The sequence below is a fragment of the Bosea sp. 685 genome (genome assembly GCF_031884435.1).
Lineage (GTDB): Bacteria > Pseudomonadota > Alphaproteobacteria > Rhizobiales > Beijerinckiaceae > Allobosea.
The window spans coordinates 2,072,401-2,095,915 of sequence record NZ_CP134779.1 but is presented as its reverse complement, the minus strand read 5'-3'; the positions used below and the strand labels follow the sequence as shown (position 1 = coordinate 2,095,915).

25 protein-coding genes and 1 pseudogene are annotated in these 23,515 nt (G+C 66.0%); 7 read left to right on the top strand and 19 right to left on the bottom strand.

Translation table 11 applies throughout. The features are described 5' to 3' along the window. The first annotated feature begins 227 nt into the window (after nucleotides 1-227). Both RMR04_RS11335 and RMR04_RS11330 read left to right on the top strand, forming a co-directional pair. Complete coding sequence (locus RMR04_RS11335; protein WP_311914731.1) at nucleotides 228-659, top strand: MerR family transcriptional regulator; 432 nt, start codon at nucleotides 228-230, stop codon at nucleotides 657-659. Then, nucleotides 592-1,008 carry a carboxymuconolactone decarboxylase family protein gene (locus RMR04_RS11330; protein ID WP_311914730.1) on the top strand — a complete coding sequence of 139 codons (417 nt, stop codon included), beginning with the start codon at nucleotides 592-594 and terminating at the stop codon, nucleotides 1,006-1,008. Before RMR04_RS11335 ends, RMR04_RS11330 begins: the two co-directional genes overlap by 68 nt. Nucleotides 1,009-1,221: 213 nt before the next feature. On the opposite strand, the gene RMR04_RS11325 is transcribed toward RMR04_RS11330, so the two are convergent. Beyond that, the gene (locus tag RMR04_RS11325; protein WP_410492231.1) at nucleotides 1,222-1,680 is read right to left on the bottom strand and encodes a PaaI family thioesterase; all 459 of its coding nucleotides are present in this window, start codon (nucleotides 1,678-1,680) and stop codon (nucleotides 1,222-1,224) included. Between the two features lie 62 nt (nucleotides 1,681-1,742). Between RMR04_RS11325 and RMR04_RS11320 the strand changes: the two genes are divergently transcribed. The 3 genes from RMR04_RS11320 (at nucleotide 1,743) to RMR04_RS11310 (ending at nucleotide 4,743) form a co-directional block, all read left to right on the top strand. Next, the gene (locus RMR04_RS11320) at nucleotides 1,743-2,555 is read left to right on the top strand and encodes an enoyl-CoA hydratase (RefSeq protein WP_311914729.1); all 813 of its coding nucleotides are present in this window, start codon (nucleotides 1,743-1,745) and stop codon (nucleotides 2,553-2,555) included. A 239-nt stretch (nucleotides 2,556-2,794) separates the two neighbouring features. Continuing rightward, nucleotides 2,795-3,967 carry an isovaleryl-CoA dehydrogenase gene (locus RMR04_RS11315; protein WP_311914728.1) on the top strand — a complete coding sequence of 391 codons (1,173 nt, stop codon included), beginning with the start codon at nucleotides 2,795-2,797 and terminating at the stop codon, nucleotides 3,965-3,967. A 257-nt stretch (nucleotides 3,968-4,224) separates the two neighbouring features. Further along, nucleotides 4,225-4,743 (top strand): gamma-glutamylcyclotransferase family protein, encoded by a 519-nt coding sequence (locus RMR04_RS11310; protein ID WP_410492230.1) that lies wholly within the window; start codon nucleotides 4,225-4,227, stop codon nucleotides 4,741-4,743. A 162-nt stretch (nucleotides 4,744-4,905) separates the two neighbouring features. Here the strand turns inward: RMR04_RS11310 and RMR04_RS11305 are convergent, their stop codons facing one another. The 5 genes from RMR04_RS11305 to RMR04_RS11285 all read right to left on the bottom strand — a co-directional run bounded on the left by RMR04_RS11305 (nucleotide 4,906) and on the right by RMR04_RS11285 (nucleotide 8,733). Then, on the bottom strand, nucleotides 4,906-6,702 hold the full coding sequence (locus RMR04_RS11305) for an ABC transporter ATP-binding protein (protein WP_311914727.1): 1,797 nt from the start codon (nucleotides 6,700-6,702) through the stop codon (nucleotides 4,906-4,908). Nucleotides 6,703-7,089: 387 nt separating this feature from the next. After that, nucleotides 7,090-7,431, bottom strand: a complete 342-nt coding sequence (locus RMR04_RS11300) for a hypothetical protein (RefSeq protein WP_311914726.1) — start codon at nucleotides 7,429-7,431, stop codon at nucleotides 7,090-7,092. Between the two features lie 15 nt (nucleotides 7,432-7,446). Beyond that, nucleotides 7,447-8,097 (bottom strand): hypothetical protein, encoded by a 651-nt coding sequence (locus RMR04_RS11295; protein WP_311914725.1) that lies wholly within the window; start codon nucleotides 8,095-8,097, stop codon nucleotides 7,447-7,449. 30 nt (nucleotides 8,098-8,127) lie between these two features. Further along, on the bottom strand, nucleotides 8,128-8,301 hold the full coding sequence (locus RMR04_RS11290) for a hypothetical protein (protein WP_311914724.1): 174 nt from the start codon (nucleotides 8,299-8,301) through the stop codon (nucleotides 8,128-8,130). A 9-nt stretch (nucleotides 8,302-8,310) separates the two neighbouring features. Then, on the bottom strand, nucleotides 8,311-8,733 hold the full coding sequence (locus tag RMR04_RS11285; protein WP_311914723.1) for a rhodanese-like domain-containing protein: 423 nt from the start codon (nucleotides 8,731-8,733) through the stop codon (nucleotides 8,311-8,313). A 236-nt stretch (nucleotides 8,734-8,969) separates the two neighbouring features. Here RMR04_RS11285 and RMR04_RS11280 point away from each other — a divergent pair, with 236 nt between their 5' ends. Continuing rightward, entirely contained in the window at nucleotides 8,970-9,698 is a 729-nt protein-coding gene (locus tag RMR04_RS11280; protein WP_311914722.1) for a DUF599 domain-containing protein, read from the top strand. Further along, nucleotides 9,691-9,966 carry a DUF3253 domain-containing protein gene (locus RMR04_RS11275; protein ID WP_311914721.1) on the top strand — a complete coding sequence of 92 codons (276 nt, stop codon included), beginning with the start codon at nucleotides 9,691-9,693 and terminating at the stop codon, nucleotides 9,964-9,966. Before RMR04_RS11280 ends, RMR04_RS11275 begins: the two co-directional genes overlap by 8 nt. A gap of 54 nt (nucleotides 9,967-10,020) precedes the next feature. Here the strand turns inward: RMR04_RS11275 and RMR04_RS11270 are convergent, their stop codons facing one another. The 13 genes and pseudogenes from RMR04_RS11270 to RMR04_RS11210 form a co-directional block, all read right to left on the bottom strand. Next, nucleotides 10,021-10,809: a YdcF family protein gene (locus tag RMR04_RS11270; protein WP_311914720.1), complete on the bottom strand. Its 789-nt coding sequence runs from the start codon at nucleotides 10,807-10,809 to the stop codon at nucleotides 10,021-10,023. A 77-nt stretch (nucleotides 10,810-10,886) separates the two neighbouring features. Next, complete coding sequence (locus tag RMR04_RS11265) at nucleotides 10,887-11,411, bottom strand: hypothetical protein (protein WP_311914719.1); 525 nt, start codon at nucleotides 11,409-11,411, stop codon at nucleotides 10,887-10,889. A 259-nt stretch (nucleotides 11,412-11,670) separates the two neighbouring features. Then, nucleotides 11,671-12,291, bottom strand: coding sequence for a glutathione S-transferase family protein (locus RMR04_RS11260; RefSeq protein ID WP_311914718.1), 621 nt, complete (start codon nucleotides 12,289-12,291; stop codon nucleotides 11,671-11,673). Between the two features lie 86 nt (nucleotides 12,292-12,377). After that, on the bottom strand, nucleotides 12,378-14,408 hold the full coding sequence (locus RMR04_RS11255) for an acetyl-CoA carboxylase biotin carboxylase subunit (protein ID WP_311914717.1): 2,031 nt from the start codon (nucleotides 14,406-14,408) through the stop codon (nucleotides 12,378-12,380). Nucleotides 14,409-14,527: 119 nt separating this feature from the next. Then, nucleotides 14,528-14,965, bottom strand: coding sequence for a hypothetical protein (locus tag RMR04_RS11250; protein WP_311914716.1), 438 nt, complete (start codon nucleotides 14,963-14,965; stop codon nucleotides 14,528-14,530). A gap of 165 nt (nucleotides 14,966-15,130) precedes the next feature. Beyond that, nucleotides 15,131-16,270: a Tle-like phospholipase domain-containing protein gene (locus tag RMR04_RS11245; RefSeq protein WP_311914715.1), complete on the bottom strand. Its 1,140-nt coding sequence runs from the start codon at nucleotides 16,268-16,270 to the stop codon at nucleotides 15,131-15,133. 59 nt (nucleotides 16,271-16,329) lie between these two features. Further along, nucleotides 16,330-17,010 carry an HAD-IA family hydrolase gene (locus RMR04_RS11240; protein ID WP_311914714.1) on the bottom strand — a complete coding sequence of 227 codons (681 nt, stop codon included), beginning with the start codon at nucleotides 17,008-17,010 and terminating at the stop codon, nucleotides 16,330-16,332. Nucleotides 17,011-17,361: 351 nt separating this feature from the next. Next, the gene (locus tag RMR04_RS11235) at nucleotides 17,362-17,892 is read right to left on the bottom strand and encodes a hypothetical protein (RefSeq protein WP_311914713.1); all 531 of its coding nucleotides are present in this window, start codon (nucleotides 17,890-17,892) and stop codon (nucleotides 17,362-17,364) included. A gap of 113 nt (nucleotides 17,893-18,005) precedes the next feature. Next, nucleotides 18,006-19,346, bottom strand: coding sequence for an RluA family pseudouridine synthase (locus RMR04_RS11230; RefSeq protein ID WP_311914712.1), 1,341 nt, complete (start codon nucleotides 19,344-19,346; stop codon nucleotides 18,006-18,008). After that, the gene (crcB, locus tag RMR04_RS11225; RefSeq protein WP_311914711.1) at nucleotides 19,343-19,726 is read right to left on the bottom strand and encodes a fluoride efflux transporter CrcB; all 384 of its coding nucleotides are present in this window, start codon (nucleotides 19,724-19,726) and stop codon (nucleotides 19,343-19,345) included. The genes RMR04_RS11230 and crcB overlap by 4 nt, the downstream gene beginning before the upstream one ends. Nucleotides 19,727-19,944: 218 nt before the next feature. Continuing rightward, nucleotides 19,945-21,246 (bottom strand): annotated as a pseudogene (locus RMR04_RS11220) (replication-associated recombination protein A); the annotation flags it as partial. Then, complete coding sequence (locus tag RMR04_RS11215; protein ID WP_311914710.1) at nucleotides 21,243-22,658, bottom strand: Do family serine endopeptidase; 1,416 nt, start codon at nucleotides 22,656-22,658, stop codon at nucleotides 21,243-21,245. The pseudogene RMR04_RS11220 and the gene RMR04_RS11215, both read right to left, overlap by 4 nt. 80 nt (nucleotides 22,659-22,738) lie before the next feature. Continuing rightward, entirely contained in the window at nucleotides 22,739-23,512 is a 774-nt protein-coding gene (locus RMR04_RS11210; protein ID WP_311914709.1) for a class I SAM-dependent methyltransferase, read from the bottom strand. Nucleotides 23,513-23,515 lie beyond the last annotated feature (3 nt).

Here is a 23,515-nt window from a genome sequence, read left to right as displayed (position 1 = left end):
GCATCTACGTCTTGAACGCCCGCCCGAGAGAAGACGTGGATGGTCGGGACAAGCCCGACCATGACGGCGAGTTCAGCGCTCGCGCCGGAATGGAATAGGCCCAAGATCAGCGCCCAGCCGGTTGCGAAAGCCGCACCGAGCGCCGAATCCGCTTGCGCAATGGGCCCTTGACTTAGAGTGCGCTCGAACTTGTATCCAGATCAGCGTCACGACGAACAAGGCAAACCATGAAGATCGGGGACCTCGCGAGGCGCACGGGATTATCGACGCACACGATCCGCTATTACGAGCGGATCGGGTTGCTGCCCTACGCATCGCGCGCCTCCTCGCAGCAGCGCGAATATGATGCCTCCATCCTGGTCTGGATCGAGTTTCTCGGCCGTCTCAAGACGACCGGCATGCCGATCCGCGACAAGCTGCGTTATGCGCGTTTGCGCGAGCGCGGCCCGGAGACGCAGGAGGATCGCCGCATCCTGCTGGAGAAGCACCGGACCAAGGTCCGGACCCATATCGCCGAGCTTCAGGCCTGCCTTGCCGTCCTCGACACCAAAATCGCCGGCTATGCCGGCTCCGACATGGTGGAGAAGAATGATGATGCTGCAACAGAACGGCGCAAACGAGCGGTTCGAGAGGGGCTTGCGCGCCCTCTCCGAGATTGACGGGCATGCCGGCGAGAACGTTGTCAATCAGCTCGCCGATATCGCTCCGGATTTCGCGCGCTACGTGATCGAGTTCCCCTTCGGCGACATCTATTCCCGCCCGGGCCTCGATCTCCGAAGCCGCGAGATTGCAACCATTGCGGCACTGGCCGCACTCGGGAATGCCGCACCGCAATTGAAGGTCCATATCGAGGCGTGCCTGAATGTCGGGGTCAGCCGAGAGGAGATCGTCGAGGTCCTGATGCAGATGGCCGTCTATGCCGGCTTTCCCGCCGCGGTGAACGGGCTCTTCGCCGCGAAGGAGGTCTTTGCGGCCAGAGGCGACACTGGGCGGGAGCGCGCGGCATGATGATGTCCAACCTCCGCGCTGCCTTCGCGAGCAGCATCGTGGCCCTCGTGCGAACGGCGATCGGGCTCTCGGTCAAGGCCGGCGCGCCAAGCCCGATATCTCGACGGTCGAAGCGCTGAAGAAGACGCTGCTGGAAGCGAAGTGCCTATCTGTCATTCCGGGTTCTTCGCTAGCGCGAAGCCCCGGGATGACATGGTGGTTCCGATCGACCCGTTACCGCTCGGCCGGAATGGAATAAGTCCCCGTTGCATGGCAGACCATCTCGCTCTCGCCTTGCGAGAACAGGGAGACTTCGCCGACTGCCAGCCGCCTGCCGAGCTTGAGCAGCCTGGCCTCCGCGATCAGCGCCGCCTGCCCGGGCTTGCGCAGGAAATTGTAGTTGAGGCTCGTCGTCACCGCGAGCGCGACCGGGCCGATCTGGGCCAGGATCGCGGCATAGAGCGCCAGATCCGCCAATGCCATCATGGTCGGCCCCGAGATCGTGCCGCCGGGGCGCAAATGGCGCTCATGATAGTCGCAGCGCATGCGCGCGCTCATCGGTCCGACATCCTCGATGAAATAGGTGCGCCCGCCATAATGCAGCTGCGGGAACACCTGGTCGAGAAAAGCCTCCAGTTCGGAGACGGTCATGCGTGTCGTCATGGTGCGGGAAACCGGAAGCGGATCGGACATCCCTCCCCTTGCAGCATGGCGATCCCGCTCCGACAATAGGTGGGATCGCGAAAGGCCATGCCATGAATGCCCATACCGGACCCGAAGCCGCGCCAGCGCTGTTGCGCAGCGATGCGGACGGCGTCGCGACGCTGACGCTGAACCGCCCGCAATCGCGCAACCCGCTGAGCGAAGCGATGCTGGCGGCGCTGAGCGAGGCCTTCGCCGCGATCGCAGGCGACCGCAGCGTGCGCGCCGTCGTGCTCAACGCTGCGGGACCGGTGTTCTGCGCCGGACATGATCTGAAGGAGATGAGCGCGCATCGCGCCGACCCGGATCGCGGCCGCGCCTATTTCGCGGATATTCTCGGGCGCTGCTCGGCGATGATGCAGCAGATCACCAGCCTGCCCCAGCCCGTGATCGCGGCCGTCGAAGGCACCGCGACCGCCGCCGGCTGCCAGCTCGTGGCAAGCTGCGATCTCGCGGTCGCGGGCGCGCAGGCAAAATTCTGCACGCCGGGCGTCCATATCGGCCTGTTCTGCTCGACGCCTATGGTGGCGCTCTCGCGCAATCTCGCGGCCAAGCACGCGCTGGAGATGCTGCTGCTCGGCGAGATGGTGCCGGCGCCTGAGGCCGCGCGGATGGGGCTGGTGAACCGTGTCGTCCCGGCGGGCGAGGCCCTGGCGGAGACGCAGCGCCTTGCCGGCGTGATCGCCTCGAAATCCCCGGCGACCGTCAAGATCGGCAAGCGCGCCTTCTACGAGCAGCGCGAGATGGGCTTGAGCGCCGCCTATGACCACGCCTCGGCGGTGATGGTCGAGAACATGCTGGCGCGCGATGCCGAGGAAGGCATCGGCGCCTTCATGGAGAAGCGCGCCCCGGTGTGGGAGAGCTAGCTGGAGCGTTTTCGAGCGAAGTGGACACCGGTTCGCGTGAAGAAAACGCGTTAAAACAAGGGGCTAGAGTATCGGCCCCGAAAACCGAGAACCGGTTTTCGAGACAAGCCGATGCGGCATCAAAGCACTCCGCTCCTGGGCGGTTCCGCACGGTTCTGCGCGCTGACAGGCTCCGTTTCCGGGCTATAACGCAGAGCAAGAGCGATCACAGCGCGCCAGCCAATCCGGGAGATCAGACCATGCTCGCCAACGCACCGCGCCCCTTCAATTTCGACCTCGGCGAAACCGCCGACGCGATCCGCGACACGGTCCATGCCTTCGCTCAGGAGAAGATCGCGCCGCACGCCGAAGAGATAGACAAGACCAACACCTTCCCGCGCGATGTCTGGCCACAAATGGGCGCGCTCGGCCTGCACGGCATCACGGTGAAGGAAGAGGATGGCGGCGCGGGGCTCGGCTATCTCGAGCATGTCGTGGCGATCGAGGAGGTTTCGCGTGCCTCTGCCTCTGTCGGCCTCAGCTATGGCGCCCATTCAAATCTCTGCATCAACCAGATCGCCCGCAACGGCAACGCGGCGCAGAAGGCGAAATACCTGCCAAAACTGATCTCCGGCGAGCATGTCGGCGCGCTCGCCATGTCCGAGCCGGGAGCAGGCTCCGACGTCGTCTCGATGAAGACGAAGGCGGTGAAGAAGGGCGACCGCTATGTGCTCACCGGCAACAAGATGTGGATCACCAACGGCCCGATCGCCGAGACGCTCGTCGTCTACGCCAAGACCGACCCGGAAGCCGGCTCGCGCGGCATCTCGGCCTTCCTGATCGAGAAGGGCATGAAGGGTTTCTCGACCGCCCAGAAGCTCGACAAGCTCGGCATGCGCGGCTCGGACACTTGCGAGCTCGTCTTCGAGGAGTGCGAGGTTCCCGAGGAGAACGTGCTCGGCTCAGTGGGGCGCGGCGTCAATGTGCTGATGTCGGGCCTCGATTATGAGCGCGTCGTGCTCTCGGCCGGGCCGCTCGGCATCATGCAGGCGGCGCTCGACGTGGTCATGCCCTATGTCCATGAGCGCAAGCAGTTCGGCCAGGCGATCGGCGAGTTCCAGCTCGTCCAGGGCAAGCTCGCCGACATGTATGTGATGATGAACGCCTGCAAGGCCTATGTGTACGCCGTCGCGAAAGCCTGCGACCGCGGCGAGACCACCCGCGAGGACGCGGCCGGCGCGATCCTGATCTCGGCCGAGAAGGCGACGCAGATCGCGCTCGACGCGATCCAGCTTCTGGGCGGCAACGGCTACATCAACGACTACCCGACCGGGCGTTTGCTGCGCGACGCAAAGCTCTACGAGATCGGCGCCGGCACCAGCGAGATCCGGCGCATGCTGATCGGGCGGGAATTGTTCCAGAAGACGAAATAGGACAGAGGAGCCGCGACGCCTCTTCCCTTCTCCCGGATGGGAGAAGGTGGCGCGGAGCGCCGGATGAGGGCCTGCCCTCTCAGCAGAAGGCACAACGGCTCCGTCGCACTTTGACGATCGGCGGCACACCCTCACCCCTGCCCCTCTCACTGAACCCGGGTATACCCAGGTTCAGCACTTAGAGTATCGAAGTCGGGTATACCCGACTTCGATGCGGGAGAGGGGTTCCCCGCGCTCTCTGGAAACACCGAACCGGCATGCCCCTCTACTTCGCCTATGGCGCCAATATGGATATCGCCGCGATGGCGACGCGCTGCCCGCGCTCGAAGCCGCTCGGGCTCGCGCGCCTGCCGCGCCATCGCTTCATCGTGACGCGCGACGGCTATGCCTCCGTCATCCGCGACCCGCGCGAAGAGGTCCATGGCGTGCTCTGGGATTGCGCGCTCAGCGATATCCGCACCCTCGACAAGTTTGAGGACATCGCCAGCGGTCTCTATGTGAAGATCAACCAACCGGTGATCGTGCCGGGCGGAGCCAAGCGCGCGCTGGTCTATATCGGGCGCTCCGGAGAGGTCGGACGGCCCAAACCAGGCTATCTCGAGGACGTCATCGCCAGCGCGAAACACTGGGCGTTGCCAGAGGCTTACATCGCGGGAATGAATCGTTTCCTGAGCAAGCCGAATCTGGATGTGAAGACGTTGAATCAGGATCTGAAGGAAGCCTTGCCACCCGGGCCGGTCGCCGGCGTGCGGCCCAGGGCGCTGGCACCGAAATAGGATAGTCCCGTCATGCTCGGGCATGTCCCGGGCTAAACACTTGACCCGAGCATCTCCCGACAAGATGGCTCTCGGTGGAAACGGAACCCTTCTCGGCACGAGGTTCTCGGGTCCGCACGATGCGCGGCCCGAGAATGACGCAGGCGTCAGGGGCTGGCAGCTTCACACCGCCAACCCCTTCGCCATCTCGCTGACCTGCTTCTCGAACAGCGCACGATAGGCGCCGTTCTCGCGCTGGAGCAGCGCCTCATGCGGGCCTTCCTCGACCACGCGGCCGCGATCGAAGACCAGGATGCGGTCCATCGCGCGCACGGTTGAGAGCCGGTGCGCGATGACGATGGTGGTGCGGCCTTCCATCAGCCGCTCCATCGCCTGCTGGATCAGCGCCTCCGATTCCGAATCGAGGCTCGAGGTCGCCTCGTCCAGGATCAGGATCGGCGCATCCGCCAGGAAGGCGCGCGCCAGCGCGACACGCTGGCGCTCGCCACCCGAAAGCTTGACGCCGCGCTCGCCGACCAGCGTGGCATAGCCCTTGGGCAGGCGCATGATGAACTCATGCGCGTTGGCGAGTTCCGCCGCCTGCTCGATCTGGGCGAGCGAGGCCCCGGGCCTACCATAGGCGATGTTCTCGGCCAGCGAGCGGTGGAACAGCACCGGCTCCTGCTGCACGATCGCGATCTGCCCGCGCAGGCTCGCCTGCGTCGCCGAGGCGATATCGACGCCGTCGATCGCGATGCGCCCCTGCGTGACGTCGTAGAGCCGCTGCACCAGCTTGACGAAGGTCGTCTTGCCGGAGCCGGAGCGCCCGACGAGGCCGACCTTCTCGCCCGCACTGATCGTCAGCGAGAAATCGCGATAGAGCGGCTCGACATGGCCGCCATAGTGGAAGGTCACATCCTCGAAGGCGATCTCGCCCGCCGTCACCGCCATCTCGGTCGCGCCCTTGCGGTCTGGCACGCCATAGGGCTGGCCATGCATGGCGACGAGTTCCTCCATGTCGTTCACCGAACGCTGCAGGTTGTGCACATGCTGGCCGACATCGCGCAGATAGCCGTGCACGACCGAATAGGAGGTCAGCACAAAAGCGATATCGCCCGGGCTCGCCTGCCCGCTCGCCCAGAGCCAGATCGCCAGGCCCACGACCGAGCCGCGCATGACCAGCAGCACGAGCTGCTGCGCTGTGCCCGAGATCGTGCCGCGCACCCAGTTCCGCCGCGTGCGCAGCGACCATTTCGCCAGCACGCCTGAAAGGCGCGAATCCTCGCGCAGCTCCGCGCCATAGGCCTTGACCACGGGATTGCACGAGATCGCGTCGGCCAGCGCCCCGCCGATGCGCGTGTCCCAGCTGTTGGCGAGCCGGGCCGCCGGCGCGACATAGTTCAGCGAAAGCGCGACGGTGACGCCGACATAGAGCAGCGCCCCAGTCAGCACGACCGCGCCCATCACCGGCCAGTGCCAAGCCAGCAGCATCGTCGTGCCGACAAGCACGATCAGCGAAGGCAGGAGCGCGATCAGGACCGTATCGGTCAAGAGGTCGAGCGCCCACATGCCGCGCGTGATCTTGCGCACGGTCGAGCCGGCGAAGTTGTTGGCGTGCCAGTCGGTTGAGAAGCGCTGCAGCCGCGCAAAGGCCTCCTGCGCGACATCGCTCATCGTCCGCAGCGTCATGCCGGTGATGCCGATGAAGCTGAAATGGCGAGCGATCACCGTCACCGCGCCGAGCGCGATCATCACGCCAAGCGCGTGCAAGGCGATGCCGAGCCCGGCCGCACGCTCGCCAGCGACCGCATCGACGAGGCGGCCGGCATAGAGCGGCATGAACAGGTCGGCCGCCGTGGCGACCATGACGGTCGCGACGACGAAGGCGACGCGGCTCGGCGCGCGCGCCCAATGGCGGAAAGTGAAGCCGAGAACGGCCCGGAACGGCTCAGGCCGCCTGGTCTGGGTCTGACGGGACATCGATTCATTCGGCGCCGCGACGGCAGCCGACTCCAATTCAAGCGAAGCCCGGGCACTGCCCCGGTCTTCCGAAAACGCGATGGGATTGCTGGGCTCAGGCCGCCTTAAGTCAGGCGGGCCGCGCGGTCGTCCGACTTAACGGGACGACGGCATTCGGGGAGCGGTGATGATGATGAATTTCATTCAGCCCTCCCTTTCTGGTGTTGGAGCCAAGAGATGCACGATAAGCGGGCAGGCGCGAATCGCGCAAGTCGCAATTTTCGCATGGGGTGTTTGCGGCAAGCGCCGGGCGAGCAGGCTTCGCGCTTTGCTCACCCCAAGCCCCGCTTGCCCCAGGCCTCAACCACCCCGAGCCTCAACCACCCCGAGCCTCACTCGCCCCAAGCCTCACTTGCGACAGGAGAAGGGCAGGAAGGTGCTCGCCGTTCCCGCATTCATCGCCAGGATGACCATGATGTTCGCGAGTTCGAGCTCCTCCGTGGATTTCGGGCAGACATTGGCCTGCGCCATGCAGCCCGATGCGAGGAAGGCGTCATGATTGTCGAGGAACTCCGGCCCTAAGCCTTGCGTCCCCCGGCGCGTCAGGGCCTCGGACCAGGCCTTCTTGTAGCGGGCGCATTTCACCTCGGACCAACTCTGGGGCTGGCCGTCCTGCGCGAGGGCAAGCGTGGCCCCGCTCGCGAGAGAGGCGGCCAGCAGGGCCGCGATCAGCCTGGTCCAGCGATTCATCTCATGGCTTCCCACTCAGCGAGAAAGGTCATGCAGGCTTCGCACAGTCGCCGCAAGTCGCGTCCGGATCTCAGGCACCTGCGCTTCACCATCGAACTGGATGACGTTGAGGATGAACGGCTTGCCCTGCCACAAGGTGAAAGCCGAGACGCCGGCAAGGCCGGGCCGCCCATCCCTCCCCATTTGCCTCTGCTCCACATAGACCGCATAGCCATCTCGCCCGAGCACCGGCGCCTTGGACGCGATCTCAGCTCGGCTGAAGCGCGTCTCCAGAGCGCCGAGGGCGCCTTCCAATGAATTGGGCAGGCGAGGGTCGGGAGGCGAAGTGAGGACGCTGAACAGGCTTCGCGGGCGGCGCAGCGGTCCCGTCTCGATCTCTCGCAGGGTCGCGCAATCGATTTCAAGTGCAAGGAGCTTGCTGTTGCGCTGCGGCGGCGGGGTGAAGCTCTCCCAGAGCTTGGCATGATTGCCGCCACGTTGCGGCTCGACCGGGCAAAACCCGGCGGGAACGTCGAGACGAGGCAGCTCACGCTCGGCCGCAATGTCCTGCCCTGGCCCGCCACCGCCTTCGGCGGGCCCTGCGGCCCATGCCATCCAGCTATCGACCGAAGCTGAAAGGAGAATGCCCGCAACCAGCAGCAGGGCGAAGCGCCGAGCTCTCGTCATGCCTTCATTGTTTCCTTCTGCGAGCCGCCGTCACCAGAACAGCACGACCACCCTCAAGACGATCACCAACACGAAGGCGGTGATGATGGTTCCCAGAACCTGCTGGCGCTTGGCCCGGTTCGGGAACTGGCGGCCAAGAATCCGCCCCAGCGGCTTGCGGAACAGGAAGGCGATAACCGCCAGAACGATCAGGATATGGGACAAGTCAGGGTCTCAATTCTTGCCGCCGGTCTCTCTCGGCTCCGCCGCCTCAAAAGGCGCGCCGGCCTTCTTCCAGGCGCCGAAACCGCCGGCGATATGGGCAACCGGCTTCAGCCCCATCTCCTGGGCGGTCAAGGCCGCCAGCGCCGAACGCCAGCCGCCGGCGCAGAAGAAGACGAAGCGCTTGTCCTGGCTGAAGACCGGCTTGGCATAGGGGCTCTCGGGATCGATCCAGAACTCCAGCATGCCGCGCGGGCAGTGGAAGGCATCGGGCATGCGCCCTTCCCGCTCCAATTCGCGCGGATCGCGCAGGTCGATGAAGACGATGTCGTCGCTGCCATACAGCGCCCTGGCCTCATCGACCGAGAGCGTTTCCACAGCTGCCTCGGCCTCCGCCAGCAGCGCCTTGTAGCCCTTGGTGATAATCTGCGGCATGGCAGGTCTCCATTGTCGCGGCACCGTGTCGGCTCGGGGCGTCGCGGTCAATCGTCCTGCCTTGCGCCCTGCCCTGCGAGCGCGACCTTGGCAAGCCGGCCCGCACCGAGCAGTGTGGGATTCTAGAGCATTTTCGAGCGAAGTGGGCACCGGTTCGCATGAAGAAAATGTGATAAAACAAGGAGCTAGAGCGTTTCCGCGATTCGGAAAAACGCGGAACTGCTCTAGGAGATGGAATGATCGGATTCAGCACCTTCGACATCATCGGCTTCGCCTTCTTCGTGGCATCGTGGATCGGCTATCATTTCGCGGTGGAGCTCGGCCCGCACGCAGCGAAGAGCCTGAACATGCGGATGAACCTGCGCCGCGCGCGCTGGGTGCGCGAAGCCCTGGGCCGCGATAACCGCATCGTCGACACGCAGGTGATGAACGGGCTGCAGAACGGCACCGCCTTCTTCGCCTCGACCTCGCTGATCGCGATCGGCGGTTCGCTCTCCCTGCTGCAATCGACCGACCGCGTCGTTGCCCTCTTTGCCGACCTGCCCTTCGGCACGCCGACCACTCGCGCGGCCTGGGAGATGAAGGTGATCGGGCTCGCGGTGATCTTCGGCTACGCCTTCTTCAAATTCGCCTGGGCCTACCGGCTGTTCAACTACTGCGTCATCCTGATCGGCGCCCTGCCCCCGGCCAAGAGCCATGACGAGCGCGACGCCGCCCGTGCCGTCCATGAAATGACCGAGATGAATATCGCCGCCGGCCGGCACTTCAACCGCGGCCAGCGCGCCTTCTTCTTCGCGCTCGCCTATATGGGCTGGTTCCTCGGACCCGCGACCTTCATGATCTTCACCGCCGCGGTCCTAATCGCGATGTATCGCCGCCAGTTCGCCTCGGACGCCGCCCGCGTCTTCAGCTATGCCAACGCCCTGATCGACCAGGCCGCAGCACGCAAGGCTAGTGATGACTGACCCGCTGGACGCCCTCGAGGCGGCAATGCTGCGCCTCGTCACTGAGCGTGGTCCGGGCGGCACGATCAGCCCGACCGACGCCGCCCGCGCCGTTGGCGGCGATCACCCCGATGGCTGGGGGCCGTTGATGCAGCCGGCGCGCAAGATCGCGGTCAGGTTGATGAAGGAAGGCCGCCTCGTCATCACCCGCAAGGGCAAGCCGGTGGACCCGGATGATTTTCGCGGGGTGTATCGCTTGCGACTGCCTGAGGGCGGCAGTGGCCAGTAGGCAGTAGGCAGTCGAAAAGTACCGGACAACGACTGCCTATTGCCGACTGCCGCCTCAAGGCCCTGGAAACAGCGCGTCGGTGTATCCCGCCAGCCGGTAGGCCAAGAGCCCGACCCATTCCTTGAAGCCGTCATCGGCGATGCTCAGGCCGCGCGGCGCCCGGCCATAGGGCCTGATGAAATCGGCCGGCTCATTCTCGGACCAGTAGTCGACGGGAAAGGCCTCGACCGCAAAGCCCGCCTTGCGGAACACGCCCATCGCACGCGGCATATGCCAGGCCGAGGTCACCAGCAGCCAGCGCTCGCCGGGCTTGGGCTCGACCAATCGGCGGGTAAAGACGGCGTTCTCGCGGGTGTTGCGCGACCTGTCCTCCAGTACGAGCCGCTCCGGTGACAGGCCGAGCCCCTCGAACAGCAATCGCGCGCCATCGGCTTCGGTCTCGGTGACCGGTGTGACCAAATTGGCGGCGCCGCCGGTGAAGACGATCTTGGCCTCGGGATGAAGCCGCGCGAGCTCGACCGCCTTGGTCATGCGCGCGGCAGCGGAGGTCAACACCACATCGCCGCGCGCAATCCCGATGGCGCCGCCCAGCACGACGATGCCCGTGACCGGCCGCTTCGCGGCATCCTGCTGCGGGAAGCGGTTCTCGAGCGGGCGGATCACGATGCGCGGCAGCGGGCTGAACGCCATCAATGACAGGGCGAGCAAGGCGAGAACACCGAGCCAGCGCCCGAACCGGGCGAAGCGCGTGAAGGCCAGCAAAGCGGCAAGCCCGGCCAGCAGGATCGCCAGGTTCACCGGAGAGAAGACGAACCAGACGAGCTTGGAGAGAGTGAAGAACATCGACGGCCCCCGGCACAACTCAGCCAAGTATAGAGCCTTCATGCTGACGGCATGCTAACGCGGAGCGTCCCGCCGCCTCAGCGGATGATGCGCGGCGGCTCTTGCGGCTGTCGCGGCTGGGCCTGCGGCAGCGACCATTCGAGCTCGATCGCGCGGTTGGCGACCTCGCGCAGTTCGCAGCCCGCTTGCCGGCCGAGCTGCCAGCCTTCCCGCTGCGTCGTTCCGTAAAAGGCGCATTTCTGCGCGACGAAACTCTCCCAGGCGACCTGCAGGGCGACAACCCGGTTGCGCTGGCCTGCGTCGAGCGAGCGCCCCTTCAAGCGCAGCGCCAGCAGCAGCCGCTCGCGCCAGACCGCCTCCTCCCGGCGTGCGCAACCAGCCTCGGCCGCGCGCTGATCGACGCCGACCGCACGCACGCAAGCGACCGCGATCATGCCGATGCAGGATGGCGCGGCGATGCGGCCCTCGCGCAGGCAGGTCGCCAATTGCGCCCGGTCGCTCGCGAGCACCGCGCTGCCCGGCGGCGGCGCGGGTGCCTGCGCCCACAGCGGCGTGGCGCTGACCATCAACAGAAAGACCGGGAGCACGTTCAGCGGGATCATCGGTTCATCATCCGCGCCGAGACGGCCAGATCAAGGCCACGGGAGCGTTTTCGAGCGAAGTGGACACCGGTTCCCTCGCGACAAACGCGAAGCGTTTGCGCGGAGAAAACGCGATAAAACAAGGAGCTGGAGCAGGATGCGAAAAAGCGGGAACCGGTTTTCGCATTGATCCTGCTCTAACTCCTTGATGAGAGCCGGATGATTTCAGATGAGATCACTCCGTGATTCCATCTGAAATCATCCGGCTCTGGGCGTCATCTCACGAAATCGGCAACGGCAAGGCCGGCTTGGCGGCCGGGCGCGCGAAGAGGGTCTCGTACCAGCGCTGCATATGCGGCCGCACTGGGCGCTCGACCGGCATGTTCAGCCAGCGATGCGCGCCGCAGCCGACCGTGATGTCGGCCATGCCGAAACGCTCGCCCGCGAGAAAGCTCCGCGTCGCCAGATGCGCCTCCAGGATATCCATCTTGGCCTCGGTCTTGGCGATGGAAGCCGCGATCACCTCTGGGTCGGTATGCCCTGGCATTTTCCGCACCAGCCCCCAGAAGGCCGGCGTCATCGAGGGCTGCAATTCGGAGATCATCCAATCCATCCAGCGGTCGGCCTCCGTGCGCAGCGCCGCATCCTCCTCCCAGATCCAGCCGGCGCCATAGCGCGCTGCCAGATAACGCACGATGCTGTTGGATTCCCAGATGCAGACATCGCCGTCTTCCAGAACGGGAATCTGAGCGTTGGGGTTCTTGGCGAGAAAGGTCGGCTCGCGCGTACCGCCGAATGTGCCGCCAAGGTCGATGCGCTCGAAGGTTTGACCAACCTCGCCTGCAGCCCAGACCACCTTCTGCACATTGATGGAGCTGATGCGCCCCCAGATCGTCAGCATATCTATTCGTCCTATCTAGCCTTAGCGGCAACTCTCGGGCCCGCGGCCGCAATTGGCAAGGAAGAGGCGAAAGCCTGCCCCTGTCCTCAGGCGAATTCCATGATGACGGCATCGACCGCGAGTGAATCACCCTCCTTCGCCAGGATCTTGGCGATGGTGACGTCCTTCTCGGCGCGCAGCACGTTCTCCATCTTCATGGCTTCGACCATGCAGAGCGCCTCGCCCGCCTTGACCTCCTGGCCGACGGTGACGGAGACCGCCTTGACCAGCCCCGGCATCGGGCAGAGCAGGAACTTGCCGGTGTCGGCCGCGACCTTCCCCGGCATCAAGGCCGCGAGCTCTGCCTCGCGCACCGTGTAGACATGGGCGTTCGCATAGGCGCCGGCATGGCCGAGCGCGACGCCGTTGAGGATCGCCCTCACCTGGGCCGCCACGCTCACCCCGTCGAGCGTGCCGCGCCAGACCGGCTCGCCGGGCCGCCAATCGCTGACGACCGTGATGCTGCGCTCGCCGAAGGCGATGACGACCGCGCCGGCCTGCTCCGAGACCTCACCCTCCAAGATCTGGCCCTCCAAGATCTGACCCTCGAAGCGTTCCGCCCCGAGCTGGACGATGCGCGTGCGGTCGAAGGAGACCTTGCGCCAGCCTTCCATCTGCGCCGAGACATTGCGCTTGCGCTGGTTCAGGCGATGGTCGCAGGCGATCGCGATCGCCGCCATCCGCGACGCAACCTCGCCCTTGGGCTGCGGTAGCGCGAAGCCTTCCGGGAACTCCTCGGCAATGAAGCCGGTCGAGAGATTGCCTGCGATCCAGCGCGGGTGGTGCATCAAGGCCGAGACGAAGGGGATGTTGTGGCGGATGCCCTCGATGGCAAAGGCGTCGAGCGCGCGGCCTTGCGCCTCGATCGCGGCCAGCCGCGTCGGCGCATGGGTGACGAGCTTGGCGATCATCGGGTCGTAATAGATCGAGATCTCGCCGCCCTCGAAGACGCCGGTGTCGTTGCGCACCGTGGCATCGCCATCCCGCCCTTCCGCCGGCGGGCGATAGGTCACGAGCCGGCCGGTCGAAGGCAGGAAGTTGCGGGTCGGATCCTCGGCATAGACCCTGGATTCCACCGCCCAGCCGTTCAGCTTCACCTGGTCTTGAGTCAGGCGCAGCTTTTCGCCGAAGGCGACGCGGATCATCTCCTCGACGAGATCGACGCCGGTAATCATCTCGGTGACGGGATGCTCGACCTGGAGGCGCGTATTCATCTCGAGGAAGTAGAAGGATTTGTCCTGGCCGGCGACGAACTCGACCGTGCCGGCGCTGTCGTAGTTCACCGCCTTGGCCAGCGCGACCGCCTGCTCGCCCATCTTGCGGCGCGTCGCCTCGTCGAGCAGCGGCGACGGCGCCTCCTCGACGACCTTCTGGTTGCGGCGCTGGATCGAGCATTCGCGCTCGCCGAGATAGATGACGTTGCCGTGCTTATCGCCAAGCACCTGGATTTCGATATGGCGGGGATCGACGATGAATTTCTCGACGAAGACGCGGTCGTCGCCGAAGGAGGACGCGGCCTCTGACTTGGCGCGGGCGAAGCCCTCCGCCACCTCGCCGGCTGAATAGGCGATGCGCATGCCCTTGCCGCCGCCGCCGGCCGAGGCCTTGATCATGACGGGATAGCCGATCTCGTCAGCGATGATCACCGCGTGCGCGGGATCCTCGATGATGCCGAGATGGCCCGGAACGGTCGAGACCTTGGCGGCGGCCGCCGCCTTCTTCGATTCGATCTTGTCGCCCATCGCGGCGATGGCGCCGGGATTGGGGCCGATGAAGACGATGCCGTTATCCTTCAGCGCCTGGGCAAAGGCCTCGCGCTCGGAGAGGAAACCGTAGCCGGGATGGACGGCCTGCGCGCCGGTCGCCTTGCAGGCGGCGACGATCTTGTCGATCAGCAGATAGGATTGGGCGGCTGCGGGCGGGCCGATATGCACGGCCTCGTCGGCCATCTCGACATGGAGCGCGTCGCGGTCGGCATCGGAATAGACCGCGACCGTCTTGATGCCCATGCGGCGCGCCGTCTTGATGACACGGCAGGCGATCTCGCCACGGTTCGCGATCAGGATCTTCGTGAACATCGATGGCGTCTCCCGGCCGTCTCACCAAATCAGTGGCCGCCGGGGTTTAGTGAACGCCGCAGCCGGCGTCCATTGATGCAAAAGTTCAGCCGCTGGCAAGCGGTTGTGCGCAGATCGGCTCAGCTCGCCAGCAGCACGCGCTCGGCGCCGAGGCCGCGAAGCTTCTCCGAGCCCTTGCGCAGCGCAAAGCCGATCAGCGCCTCGTCGCAGCGTTGTGCCTCGCGCACGATCTCGAAAGCGATGCGCTGGGCCGTAGCGCTCGGACCGTCGCCGGCGCTAAGCGTCGTCACCAGCCAATGCGCCTTGTCACGGTCGATGATCCCCGTCGGGCGGCTTTCCCAGACGGCGTAGTCGACGGTCAGCGTGACCAGGTAATCGGCGAAAGCCGCGCAGGCCTCAGGCACCGCCCGATCGAGCGCGACCAGCACATCGATGATATCGCGTGTCATCACGACATCGATCAAGATCTCGCGCTGAAGCATCTTGACGTCTTCATCGTCGATCGCGTGATGATCCATCACGCGATCGACGAATTCACGAAGCTCATGACCAATCATTGTTCAATCCTCGTCCGGCTTTGTTTTGCGCCGGTATGTTCCTGTTGCAGGAACACCATGGATCCCCACCCCCCAGCAGGTGGTTAACGCCCAAATCTGAACGATTATTCAGGTTAAACAGAGCTAATCCGACGTGGTTGCGCAGACGTTACGATCAGCGCCGGCTCACGACCCGGCACGAGCAATCGCGTCGGCCGGCAGGCAGTTGCCGCTATGACCGCGTGCAAGCGGCGAGACCGGCAGGAAGCTGTCATCGTCGGGGCGTCCCGCCTTGCCCTCGGCCAGGGTCAGGAGACGGTCGGTCAGCGTCTGGAGCGAATGCTGCGCGACGATCGAGCCGCCCTCGATCAGATTGAAGCGGATATGCCTGATCTGAGGATCACAGGCCGAAGGCGGATAGATGTTGCGCAGCAGCAGGCGCGGATAGGCCAGAATTTCGCCATGCTCGTAGACGCGCTCGATCTTCAGGCCCTTGGCGTTGTTGTCCCGCTCCTTCGGATCGAGATCGTAATAACCGGTGACGAAACTGGGATCGAAGGCAAAGACGCGCCGGACACGGCCGTCGCGATAGGCAGCCTGCTGCGCCAGCCCGCCACCGAGCGAATGGCCGACGGCGAGGATCTCGGTGCGGCCGGGGCGATAACAGGGAAAGCGCTTCAGCCGCTCGATGATCGGGCCAATATGATCCTGCACCTGCTCATACTGGTCGTAGAGCTGCAGGCCACGTGTCACCCAGCGGAAATTCGAATACCAGTCATCCCTCTGCTTGCGGTCCGTGCCGCGAAAGGCCAGCACCACGGCACGACAGAAGGACGAATCCGGGCGGCCATGCGTCCAGATCTGCAGGCCGAGCCCGTCGAGGATGCGTCCTCGCGGTGAATCGCTTTCGAGGCAGGAGCCCTTGCGACCGCCATAGCCGAAATCGCGCCGGGCTCCGGCATGATCGTCGCACTGGTTGATCAGCTTCCCCGCCAGAACCCAGGGCTCGACCCAGGGCTGGGCGCGACGCTGGAAGTCGCCATCCTCGGATTCGAGCGCCGTCACCGTCCGCGGGCTGGTCTTGCCCGCCGGCCTGTCCCCAACGCCATAGAGCGCATCGTCATAAGCTGCGAGCGAGAGCAGCGCATAGCCGACGACATAAGGCGCGACCTTCTTGGCGGGCAGCGCCTTGGCATCGTCGATGCCGACGCGAATGCGCGCGACAGCGGGATCCTGGATGAGCTCAATCGTACCGCAGCCGCCGAGCCCGAACGTCAGCGCGAACATCGCGGCACAAGCCGCCCCACGAAACACAGATTCGACCATGCTCGCCCCCGAAGGCTACCGTAGCGTCAACGCAACGGCAGGCAAGAGCGGCGCGTGGCTCAGGCCGACTCGTTCACCAAGGCATCAAGCAGGCCAGGTAGCTCGCCGGCATGGGTGAGGCTGTGACGCACCCCCAGCGCCATGAGGCCCGCCACCGGCTGGAACCCCCAGGACACCGCGACCGGTGCGACGCCGGCCGCCAGGGCCATTTCCATGTCGAAAGACGAATCGCCCACCATGGCGCTGCGTTCGGCGCGCGCGCCCGTCTCGGTCAACGCCCGCAGGATCATGCCGGGATGCGGCTTGGAAGGCGCGTCATCGGCCGTCTGGATCGTGGCGAAGAGCCCTTCCCAGCCATGCCGGGCGACGATGTAGTCGGCGCCGCGCCGCGACTTGCCGGTGGCGATGCCGAGTTTGAGGCCGGGCCTCGCCGCCAGATCCACCAGCATCGCGGCGACACCGGGAAAGAGCGGCTCGTCCAGCGCCGGATCGCCGCTTTCGGCCTCACGCCGCATCCGTCCGAACACCTCCCGATAGGTCGCGGTCAGCGCATCATCGGGCTCAGTCAGGCCGGCAAGGCGCATCAGCGCAATATCGAGCGTCAGCCCGATCACGCCCAACCCGGCCTCCCGGCCCGGATGCGTGAAACCGCAGCGTGCGAAGGTTTCAAACTGCGATTCCAGAATGATCTTCTCGGAATCGATCAGCGTGCCGTCGAGGTCGAAAATAACGAGATCCATGGCGCGGGTTTAGAGGTTGTTATGGACCATGGGAAGGATTTGATGAGGTCAAAACGGCGGAGATGGGAGGAGCATTGCGCAGGCGATACCCTCGGTATCGGCAAGCGATGCGACGCTGCAGCTCCGCCGTTTTCACCTCACCCGCAGGGCGCGGCGCTTTTGCGCGACTGCGGCGTCGTTCTTCGTAGCAAGCCGGAAGGCTTGCGTCCTCGAACTCCTGGCATTCGCGCAAAATCGCCAGCGTCAAATCGACCCCATGGCTCATAACAACCTCTAAGAGCATGACGCCTAAGACTGCCAACCAGTTTCAGCCGGCGTCATGCCGTGTTGTGAGCGGGCAACGCCGCCGCTTCAGGATCGCGTCGCAGCCGGGGTCTGCGGCGCGCCGGACTTGGCCTCGCGGGCGCAGCTGTCGACCGCCTTGCGCAGATCATCGCCGTCGAGCCCCTTCCCGCGCGCATCCTTGCGGCAGGCCGCACGCTGGGCGAGATCGGGACGTTTGTCATTGAAGCAGGCGACGAGCGCGGCCGTGCGGGTTGAGCCTTCGAGCTTGCGGCCGTCGACCTCCTCCTTGCAGGCGGCGCGGGCTGAAGCCGCGGTCGGTTTGCCGTCGCGCGTCACCCCGTCGCGAGCATAAAGCTGCACGCCGGGAAATTTGGCCTGGAGGCAGTCGCGCATCGCCGCGCGCAAATCATCGCCCGAGAGCGCGACATTGTCGGCAAGGCATTCCCGGCGCGCCTTGGCGCGGGCTTCGCGCGGCACGGGATCATCAGGGGTGGACGCGGCCGAAGCCGCCTGGCGCGGCGCGGGTGTCTGCGCACCGGCCGGAGCCGCGACGCAAAGGGACAGAGACAGGCCAGTGAAGAGAACGGCGAAACGCATCATCGGAGCACCTGCGTAAGAGTGATGGGAACAGAACTAGAACACAACCCCGTTTGTTCTGCAACTGTTCTCTTACGCTCCGTCAGCGCCTCGAACGAAACATGGCCTGCCCCCTACTCGTCGGGCGCGTCGACGATCGGATCGTAGCGCTCATCCTCGAAGCCGAGCAGGTTCCAGGACTGGCGCATATGCGGTGGTAGCGGCGCGCTGACATCGATCGTGCCCTTGCCGCGCGGATGCGGCAGCACGATGCGCCGCGCCAGCAGATGCAGCTTGTTCTGGATGCCGCCGGGCAGTTCCCAGTTCTTGATGTTGAAGTATTTCGGGTCGCCGACGATCGGGTGGCCGATATGGGCGGCATGGGCGCGCAATTGGTGGGTGCGGCCCGTCACCGGTTTCAGCGAGAGCCAGCCGAGCTTCTGCGCCGCGGTCTCGACCACGGCGTAATAGGTCACGGCATGCATCGCGCCGTCGTCGCCATGCTTGGCGACCGCCATGCGCTGATCGCCGTCATAAGCCTCCTCGCGGGCGAGATAGGTCGAGATCCGGCCCTGGCGTACGCGCGGCACGCCGGCGACCAGCGCCCAATAGACTTTGCGTGCCGAACGCGACCGGAAGGTCTTGGCCAAAGTCGCCGCGGCAAAGCGCGATTTGGCGATGACGAGGCAGCCGGCGGTGTCCTTGTCGAGCCGGTGCACCAGGCGCGGCTTCTGGCCGTCCTTGCCCATCATCGCGTCGAGCATCTGGTCGACATGGCGCGTGGTGCCCGAGCCGCCTTGCACGGCGAGCCCAGCCGGCTTGTTCAGCACGATGACGTCGTCATCCTCGTAAAGCGTGATCGAGCGCAGGAAGCCGAGCGTGTCGTCATCGGCCTTGAGCGAGCGCGGCCGCTGCTCCTGCGGCTCGAGCTTGAGCGGCGGGATGCGCACGGTCTGGCCCTCTTCGAGCCGGTCCTTGCTGTCGGCGCGCTTGCCGTTGACGCGCAATTCGCCCTTCCGAACGATGCGCTGGATATGGCTGAAGGAGAGCTGCGGAAACCGGTTTTCCAGAAAGCGGTCGATCCGCATCTCGTTCTCGTCCGCCGTCACCACGAGCTGCTGCACGCCGGTGGCGAGCACCTGCGCCGTCTCGGCCTTGACCTCGGCGCGCGTCGGCGCATCCGTCACCGGCGCTTTGCGTGGCGCCGCAGGCTTGCGCGGGCCGGCCGCGCGCGGCACAGGATGATGAGGAGCCGGGTTGCGCGTCGGCTCGGTGCGCACGACGCCCTCCTCCTGCTCCGGCCGAGGCCTGGCCGAAGCCCGCGCCGAGCGGCGCGCATCATGGCTCGGGCGCTTGCCCTTTGCTGCTGGCCCCCTGGGCGCGCCCGAGGCCGGTGGCCTGCCGCCGCGCTTCGGTCCGCTGCCCTTGGGGCCGCCATTCTTGGGGCCGCCGGGCCCCTTGTTTCCGGTTCTCATGTCAGTCCCCGCATGATCGCAAGACCGCCGACCAGAGCCGCAAGCGACACCACGACAGAGCCAAGGACATAGGCCGCAGCCAGCGTCGCTTCGCCCCGCTCCCAGAGCAGGATCGCGTCGAGCGAGAAGGCGGAAAAGGTGGTGAAGCCGCCCAGGATGCCGGTGGTCAGGAACAGCCGCAGATCCTGCGGCGTGCCCTCGCCAGCCTTGAAGGCGAACCAGCCCGCGACCAGGCCCATCAGGCCGGAGCCGACGATGTTGATTGCGAGCGTGCCATAGGGAAAGCCGGGGCCGACCCATTTGAGCGAAGCGAGATTGACGCCGTGCCGCAGCACGCCGCCGATGCCGGCGCCGAGAAAGACGAGGAAGGTGGAGATCATCCGTTTCGCATAGAGCGCGAGGCGGCAGCGCACAAACGAAATCGCAGCGGTGTCATCCCGCACGCGCTGCGGCACGCAGTGCTGCTGCGCAGATGCGGGATCGCAATCAGGGCAAGGCAGCCGGCCGCACTGGGAGGACAGGAGCTCTCTTGTCGCGCGGTCCCGTGTCTGCGCAGCAGCACTTTCGTGCCGCAGCGCGCACGGGATGACACCCTACTCCCCCGCTCCCGCCGCAGCTTCTCCCAATACTCCAGCCGCTTGCGGATCTCGCGCTCGAAGCCGCGCTCGGGCGGATCGTAGAAGCGCTGCCGGCCAAGCGCGTCGGGCCAGTAGTTCTGGCCGGAGAAGGCGTCGGGCGCGTCGTGGTCGTAGGAATAATCCGCGCCGTAGCCTTCTTCCTTCATCAGCTTGGTCGGCGCGTTGAGGATCGTCTTGGGCGGCATCAGCGAGCCGCCCTGCTTGGCTGCCCGCACAGCCGCGCCATAGGCCTTGTAGGCGGCGTTCGATTTCGGCGCGGTCGCGAGATAGATCACCGTATTGGCGAGCGCGAGTTCGCCCTCGGGCGAGCCAAGCTGCTCATAGGTCTGCGCGGCGGCACGCGCATGCAGCAGCGCCTGCGGATCGGCCATGCCGATATCCTCGACCGCCATCCTGACCAGCCGCCGCGCCAGGAAGCGCGGATCCTCGCCTGCATCGAGCATGCGGGCGAAATAGTACAATGCCGCGTCGGGATCGGAGCCCCGGATCGTCTTGTGCAGGGCCGAGATCAGATTGTAGTGACCGTCCTGCGCCTTGTCATAGATCGGCGCGCGGCGCTGGATGACTTCGGCCAGCCCCGCCTCGTCGAAGATCTCGTCGGGCTTGGCGGCGCGCCACAGCTCCTCGGCCAGCGTCAGCACCGCGCGCCCGTCGCCATCGGCGAAGCGGGCAAGCGCCAGGCGCGCCTCCGGCGTCAGCGGCAAGGACCGATTTTCCAGAAGCTCGGCCCGGCCGAGCAGGAAGAGCAGCGAGCCCTCGTCCAGCGACTTGAAGGTCAGAACCCTGGCGCGCGACAAAAGCGCGGCGTTGAGCGCGAAGGAGGGGTTCTCTGTGGTCGCTCCGACCAGCGTGATCGTGCCGTCCTCCATCACGGGCAGGAAAGCATCGAGCTGGGCGCGGTTGAAGCGATGGATCTCGTCGACGAAGAGCAAGGTGCCCTTGCCGCCGAACCGGCGTCCGCGCGCCAGCTCGAACACCTTCTTCAGATCGGCGATGCCGGAGAAGATCGCGCTGATCTGCTCGAAGCCGAGATCGACCTGCCCGGCGAGCAGGCGCGCGACGGTGGTCTTGCCGGTGCCGGGCGGGCCCCAGAAGATCAGGCTGCCGAGCGAGCCGGAGGCGACGAGCCGCGTCAGCGCCCCGTCATGACCGGTCAGATGCTCCTGCCCTGCGACCTCCGCCAGCGTCGTCGGGCGCAGGCGGTCGGCGAGCGGGCGCGGTCCCGACTTATCCAGCCCGGAGGCGGCGAAGAGATCGCTCACCCCGGGAAGACCGAGGTCACGGTCTGGCCGCCGCGCGAGATCGTCACTTCCCAGGCGCGCTTGCGCTCCTTGGTGGCGTTCTCGATATCCCGCGACGTCGCCATGCGCTCGCCGTTGAGTGCCTGGATGATGTCGCCCTTCTGGAAGCCGACGCGCGCCGCCACGCTGCCCTCCTCGATCTCGCTGACGGCGACGCCCTCTGTCGCGGCGTCGATCGAAAGCTCCTCGGAGACGGCCGGCGACAGGTTCATCACGGTGAGCCCCGTCAAGGGCGAGCGCCCCGCCAGCACGACGGCGTCGCGCGGGCGGGTTTCCGGCGCCGGGATCAGCTTGACCGGGAGCGTCAATCGCTTGCCGCCGCGCAGCACGGTCAGTCCGGTCGTGCCGTTGAGCGGGCGGGTGGCGAAGCGATAGCCGAAGGCCTCGGGATCATCGACCCCGACCCCGTCGACCGCCAGGATCACGTCGGAGCGGCGCAGGCCGGCTTCAGCGGCCGGCCCCTTCTCGACCACGCTGGCGACGACGGAACCTGCCGGCCGGTCAAGACCAAGCCCGTCGGCGACATCGGCCGTCAAGGCCTGGAGGCGGGCTCCGAACCAGGGCCTGCGCACCGTCGTCGCGCCGGCTCGCGCGCTCTCGACCACGACACGCACCATGGCGGAGGGGATGGCGAAACCGATGCCGATGCTGCCGCCCGAGCGCGAGAAGATCGCGGTGTTGATGCCGACGACGCGGCCCTGCATGTCGACCAATGCGCCACCGGAATTGCCGGGATTGATCGCCGCGTCTGTCTGGATGAACGACTGCGCGTCGCCGACGCCGATCTGCGTGCGCGCCAGCGCCGAGATGATGCCTTGAGTCACCGTCTGGCCGACGCCGAAGGGGTTGCCGATCGCCAGCACGATATCGCCGATCTCGACCTTGTCGGAATCGGCGAGCTCGATCGCGGCGAGATCCTTGACGCCCTTGAGCTTCAGCACGGCGAGATCGGTGCGCGGATCGCGCAGCAGGATCGTCGCCTCGACCTCGCGCTTGTCGGCAAAGGCGACCTTGACCTCGCTCATGCCCTCGATGACGTGGTTGTTGGTGACGACGAGGCCCGAGGCATCGACCACGACGCCGGAGCCGAGCGAGCGCTGCACGCGCTCCTGCGGCACGCCAAAACCGCGATCGCCGAAGAAGCGGCGGAAGAACGGATCGTCCATGAAGGGGTTGCGCGGCTGCTTCTCGACGCGCGCGCCATAGACGTTGACGACGCTCGCCACGCTCTGGCGCACGATCGGCGCAAAGGAGAGCGTGATCTGCTGGCGGGTCTCGGGGGCCTGTTTCGGCTGGGCCTGCGCCAAAGCGAATTGCGGCCAGGCCAGCGCGGTCACGATGGCGACGGCGGTCAGGCTGCGGCGAGCGGGCATGCGGATTCTCCTTGACGATCAGGCCGAGACATAGGCCGCACCGACGGGTTTTTCCAGCGCCCATGCAGCCTCGGCTCGGGCTAGGGCGTCGAGACGATCATCCGCAGCGAGCCGTCATAGCTCTCTTGCCGCCGCAGATGGCCGCGACGCCTGTCCCACGCGCCGTCGCCGAGATCGCGCGCGAGATGCGCGACATAATGCGCTATGGTGGCGGCATCGACGAAACTCCAGGCCGAATTCGCCAGGCGCGCGCCATCCTCGAGCAGGCGCTCCGGCCGCCCGTAATAGGCCTCGCCGAAACCGTCCCGGCACATCAAAGGGATCGCTACGGGGTGAACGCTGCCGCCGCCGAGCGCAAGGGCGATCCGGTCCAAAGGCGGATAGCGACGCGCCTCCGCCGCCAGGACGAGCGGCGCATAGTCGTTCAGCCAGAAGCGCTGCACCAATTCGGGGGCGCAGGACAAAATCACGACCGGCCCGCGCGTCACCCGCCGCATCTCGCGCAAGCCAGCCTCCAGATCCGCCCATTGATGCACCGTGAAGGTCGCCATCGCCGCATCGAAATGCCGATCAGGAAAAGGCAGCCTTTCCGCCACGGCGTCGATCGCCGCAGTGAGCTCCGGCGGCCGCTGCGCCCGCATCGAGGCCGAAGGCTCGACCGCGGTGACCTCGCGGTCGCGCGGCTCGTAGGAGCCCGCCCCTGCCCCGACATTGAGCACGCTGCGCGCCGTGCCGAGCGCCCGCTCGAGCAGAGCGGCGATGGCGGGTTCAGGCTGACGGTAGCCGGCATAGCCCATGCCGATGACGCCATAATTGGCATCCCCGGCGCTACCGTCCTGTTGTCTTTCGATCATGAA

Excerpts from the sequence above, each read along its gene's own strand:
- RMR04_RS11335 (WP_311914731.1), top strand. The coding sequence starts at position 228 with ATGAAGATCGGGGACCTCGCGAGGCGCACGGGATTATCGACGCACACG.
- RMR04_RS11330 (WP_311914730.1), top strand. The coding sequence starts at position 592 with ATGATGCTGCAACAGAACGGCGCAAACGAGCGGTTCGAGAGGGGCTTG.
- RMR04_RS11325 (WP_410492231.1), bottom strand. The coding sequence starts at position 1,680 with ATGTCCGATCCGCTTCCGGTTTCCCGCACCATGACGACACGCATGACC.
- RMR04_RS11320 (WP_311914729.1), top strand. The coding sequence starts at position 1,743 with ATGAATGCCCATACCGGACCCGAAGCCGCGCCAGCGCTGTTGCGCAGC.
- RMR04_RS11315 (WP_311914728.1), top strand. The coding sequence starts at position 2,795 with ATGCTCGCCAACGCACCGCGCCCCTTCAATTTCGACCTCGGCGAAACC.
- RMR04_RS11310 (WP_410492230.1), top strand. The coding sequence starts at position 4,225 with ATGCCCCTCTACTTCGCCTATGGCGCCAATATGGATATCGCCGCGATG.
- RMR04_RS11305 (WP_311914727.1), bottom strand. The coding sequence starts at position 6,702 with ATGTCCCGTCAGACCCAGACCAGGCGGCCTGAGCCGTTCCGGGCCGTT.
- RMR04_RS11300 (WP_311914726.1), bottom strand. The coding sequence starts at position 7,431 with ATGAATCGCTGGACCAGGCTGATCGCGGCCCTGCTGGCCGCCTCTCTC.
- RMR04_RS11295 (WP_311914725.1), bottom strand. The coding sequence starts at position 8,097 with ATGACGAGAGCTCGGCGCTTCGCCCTGCTGCTGGTTGCGGGCATTCTC.
- RMR04_RS11285 (WP_311914723.1), bottom strand. The coding sequence starts at position 8,733 with ATGCCGCAGATTATCACCAAGGGCTACAAGGCGCTGCTGGCGGAGGCC.
- RMR04_RS11280 (WP_311914722.1), top strand. The coding sequence starts at position 8,970 with ATGATCGGATTCAGCACCTTCGACATCATCGGCTTCGCCTTCTTCGTG.
- RMR04_RS11275 (WP_311914721.1), top strand. The coding sequence starts at position 9,691 with ATGACTGACCCGCTGGACGCCCTCGAGGCGGCAATGCTGCGCCTCGTC.
- RMR04_RS11270 (WP_311914720.1), bottom strand. The coding sequence starts at position 10,809 with ATGTTCTTCACTCTCTCCAAGCTCGTCTGGTTCGTCTTCTCTCCGGTG.
- RMR04_RS11265 (WP_311914719.1), bottom strand. The coding sequence starts at position 11,411 with ATGATCCCGCTGAACGTGCTCCCGGTCTTTCTGTTGATGGTCAGCGCC.
- RMR04_RS11260 (WP_311914718.1), bottom strand. The coding sequence starts at position 12,291 with ATGCTGACGATCTGGGGGCGCATCAGCTCCATCAATGTGCAGAAGGTG.
- RMR04_RS11255 (WP_311914717.1), bottom strand. The coding sequence starts at position 14,408 with ATGTTCACGAAGATCCTGATCGCGAACCGTGGCGAGATCGCCTGCCGT.
- RMR04_RS11250 (WP_311914716.1), bottom strand. The coding sequence starts at position 14,965 with ATGATTGGTCATGAGCTTCGTGAATTCGTCGATCGCGTGATGGATCAT.
- RMR04_RS11245 (WP_311914715.1), bottom strand. The coding sequence starts at position 16,270 with ATGGTCGAATCTGTGTTTCGTGGGGCGGCTTGTGCCGCGATGTTCGCG.
- RMR04_RS11240 (WP_311914714.1), bottom strand. The coding sequence starts at position 17,010 with ATGGATCTCGTTATTTTCGACCTCGACGGCACGCTGATCGATTCCGAG.
- RMR04_RS11235 (WP_311914713.1), bottom strand. The coding sequence starts at position 17,892 with ATGCGTTTCGCCGTTCTCTTCACTGGCCTGTCTCTGTCCCTTTGCGTC.
- RMR04_RS11230 (WP_311914712.1), bottom strand. The coding sequence starts at position 19,346 with ATGAGAACCGGAAACAAGGGGCCCGGCGGCCCCAAGAATGGCGGCCCC.
- crcB (WP_311914711.1), bottom strand. The coding sequence starts at position 19,726 with ATGATCTCCACCTTCCTCGTCTTTCTCGGCGCCGGCATCGGCGGCGTG.
- RMR04_RS11215 (WP_311914710.1), bottom strand. The coding sequence starts at position 22,658 with ATGCCCGCTCGCCGCAGCCTGACCGCCGTCGCCATCGTGACCGCGCTG.
- RMR04_RS11210 (WP_311914709.1), bottom strand. The coding sequence starts at position 23,512 with ATGATCGAAAGACAACAGGACGGTAGCGCCGGGGATGCCAATTATGGC.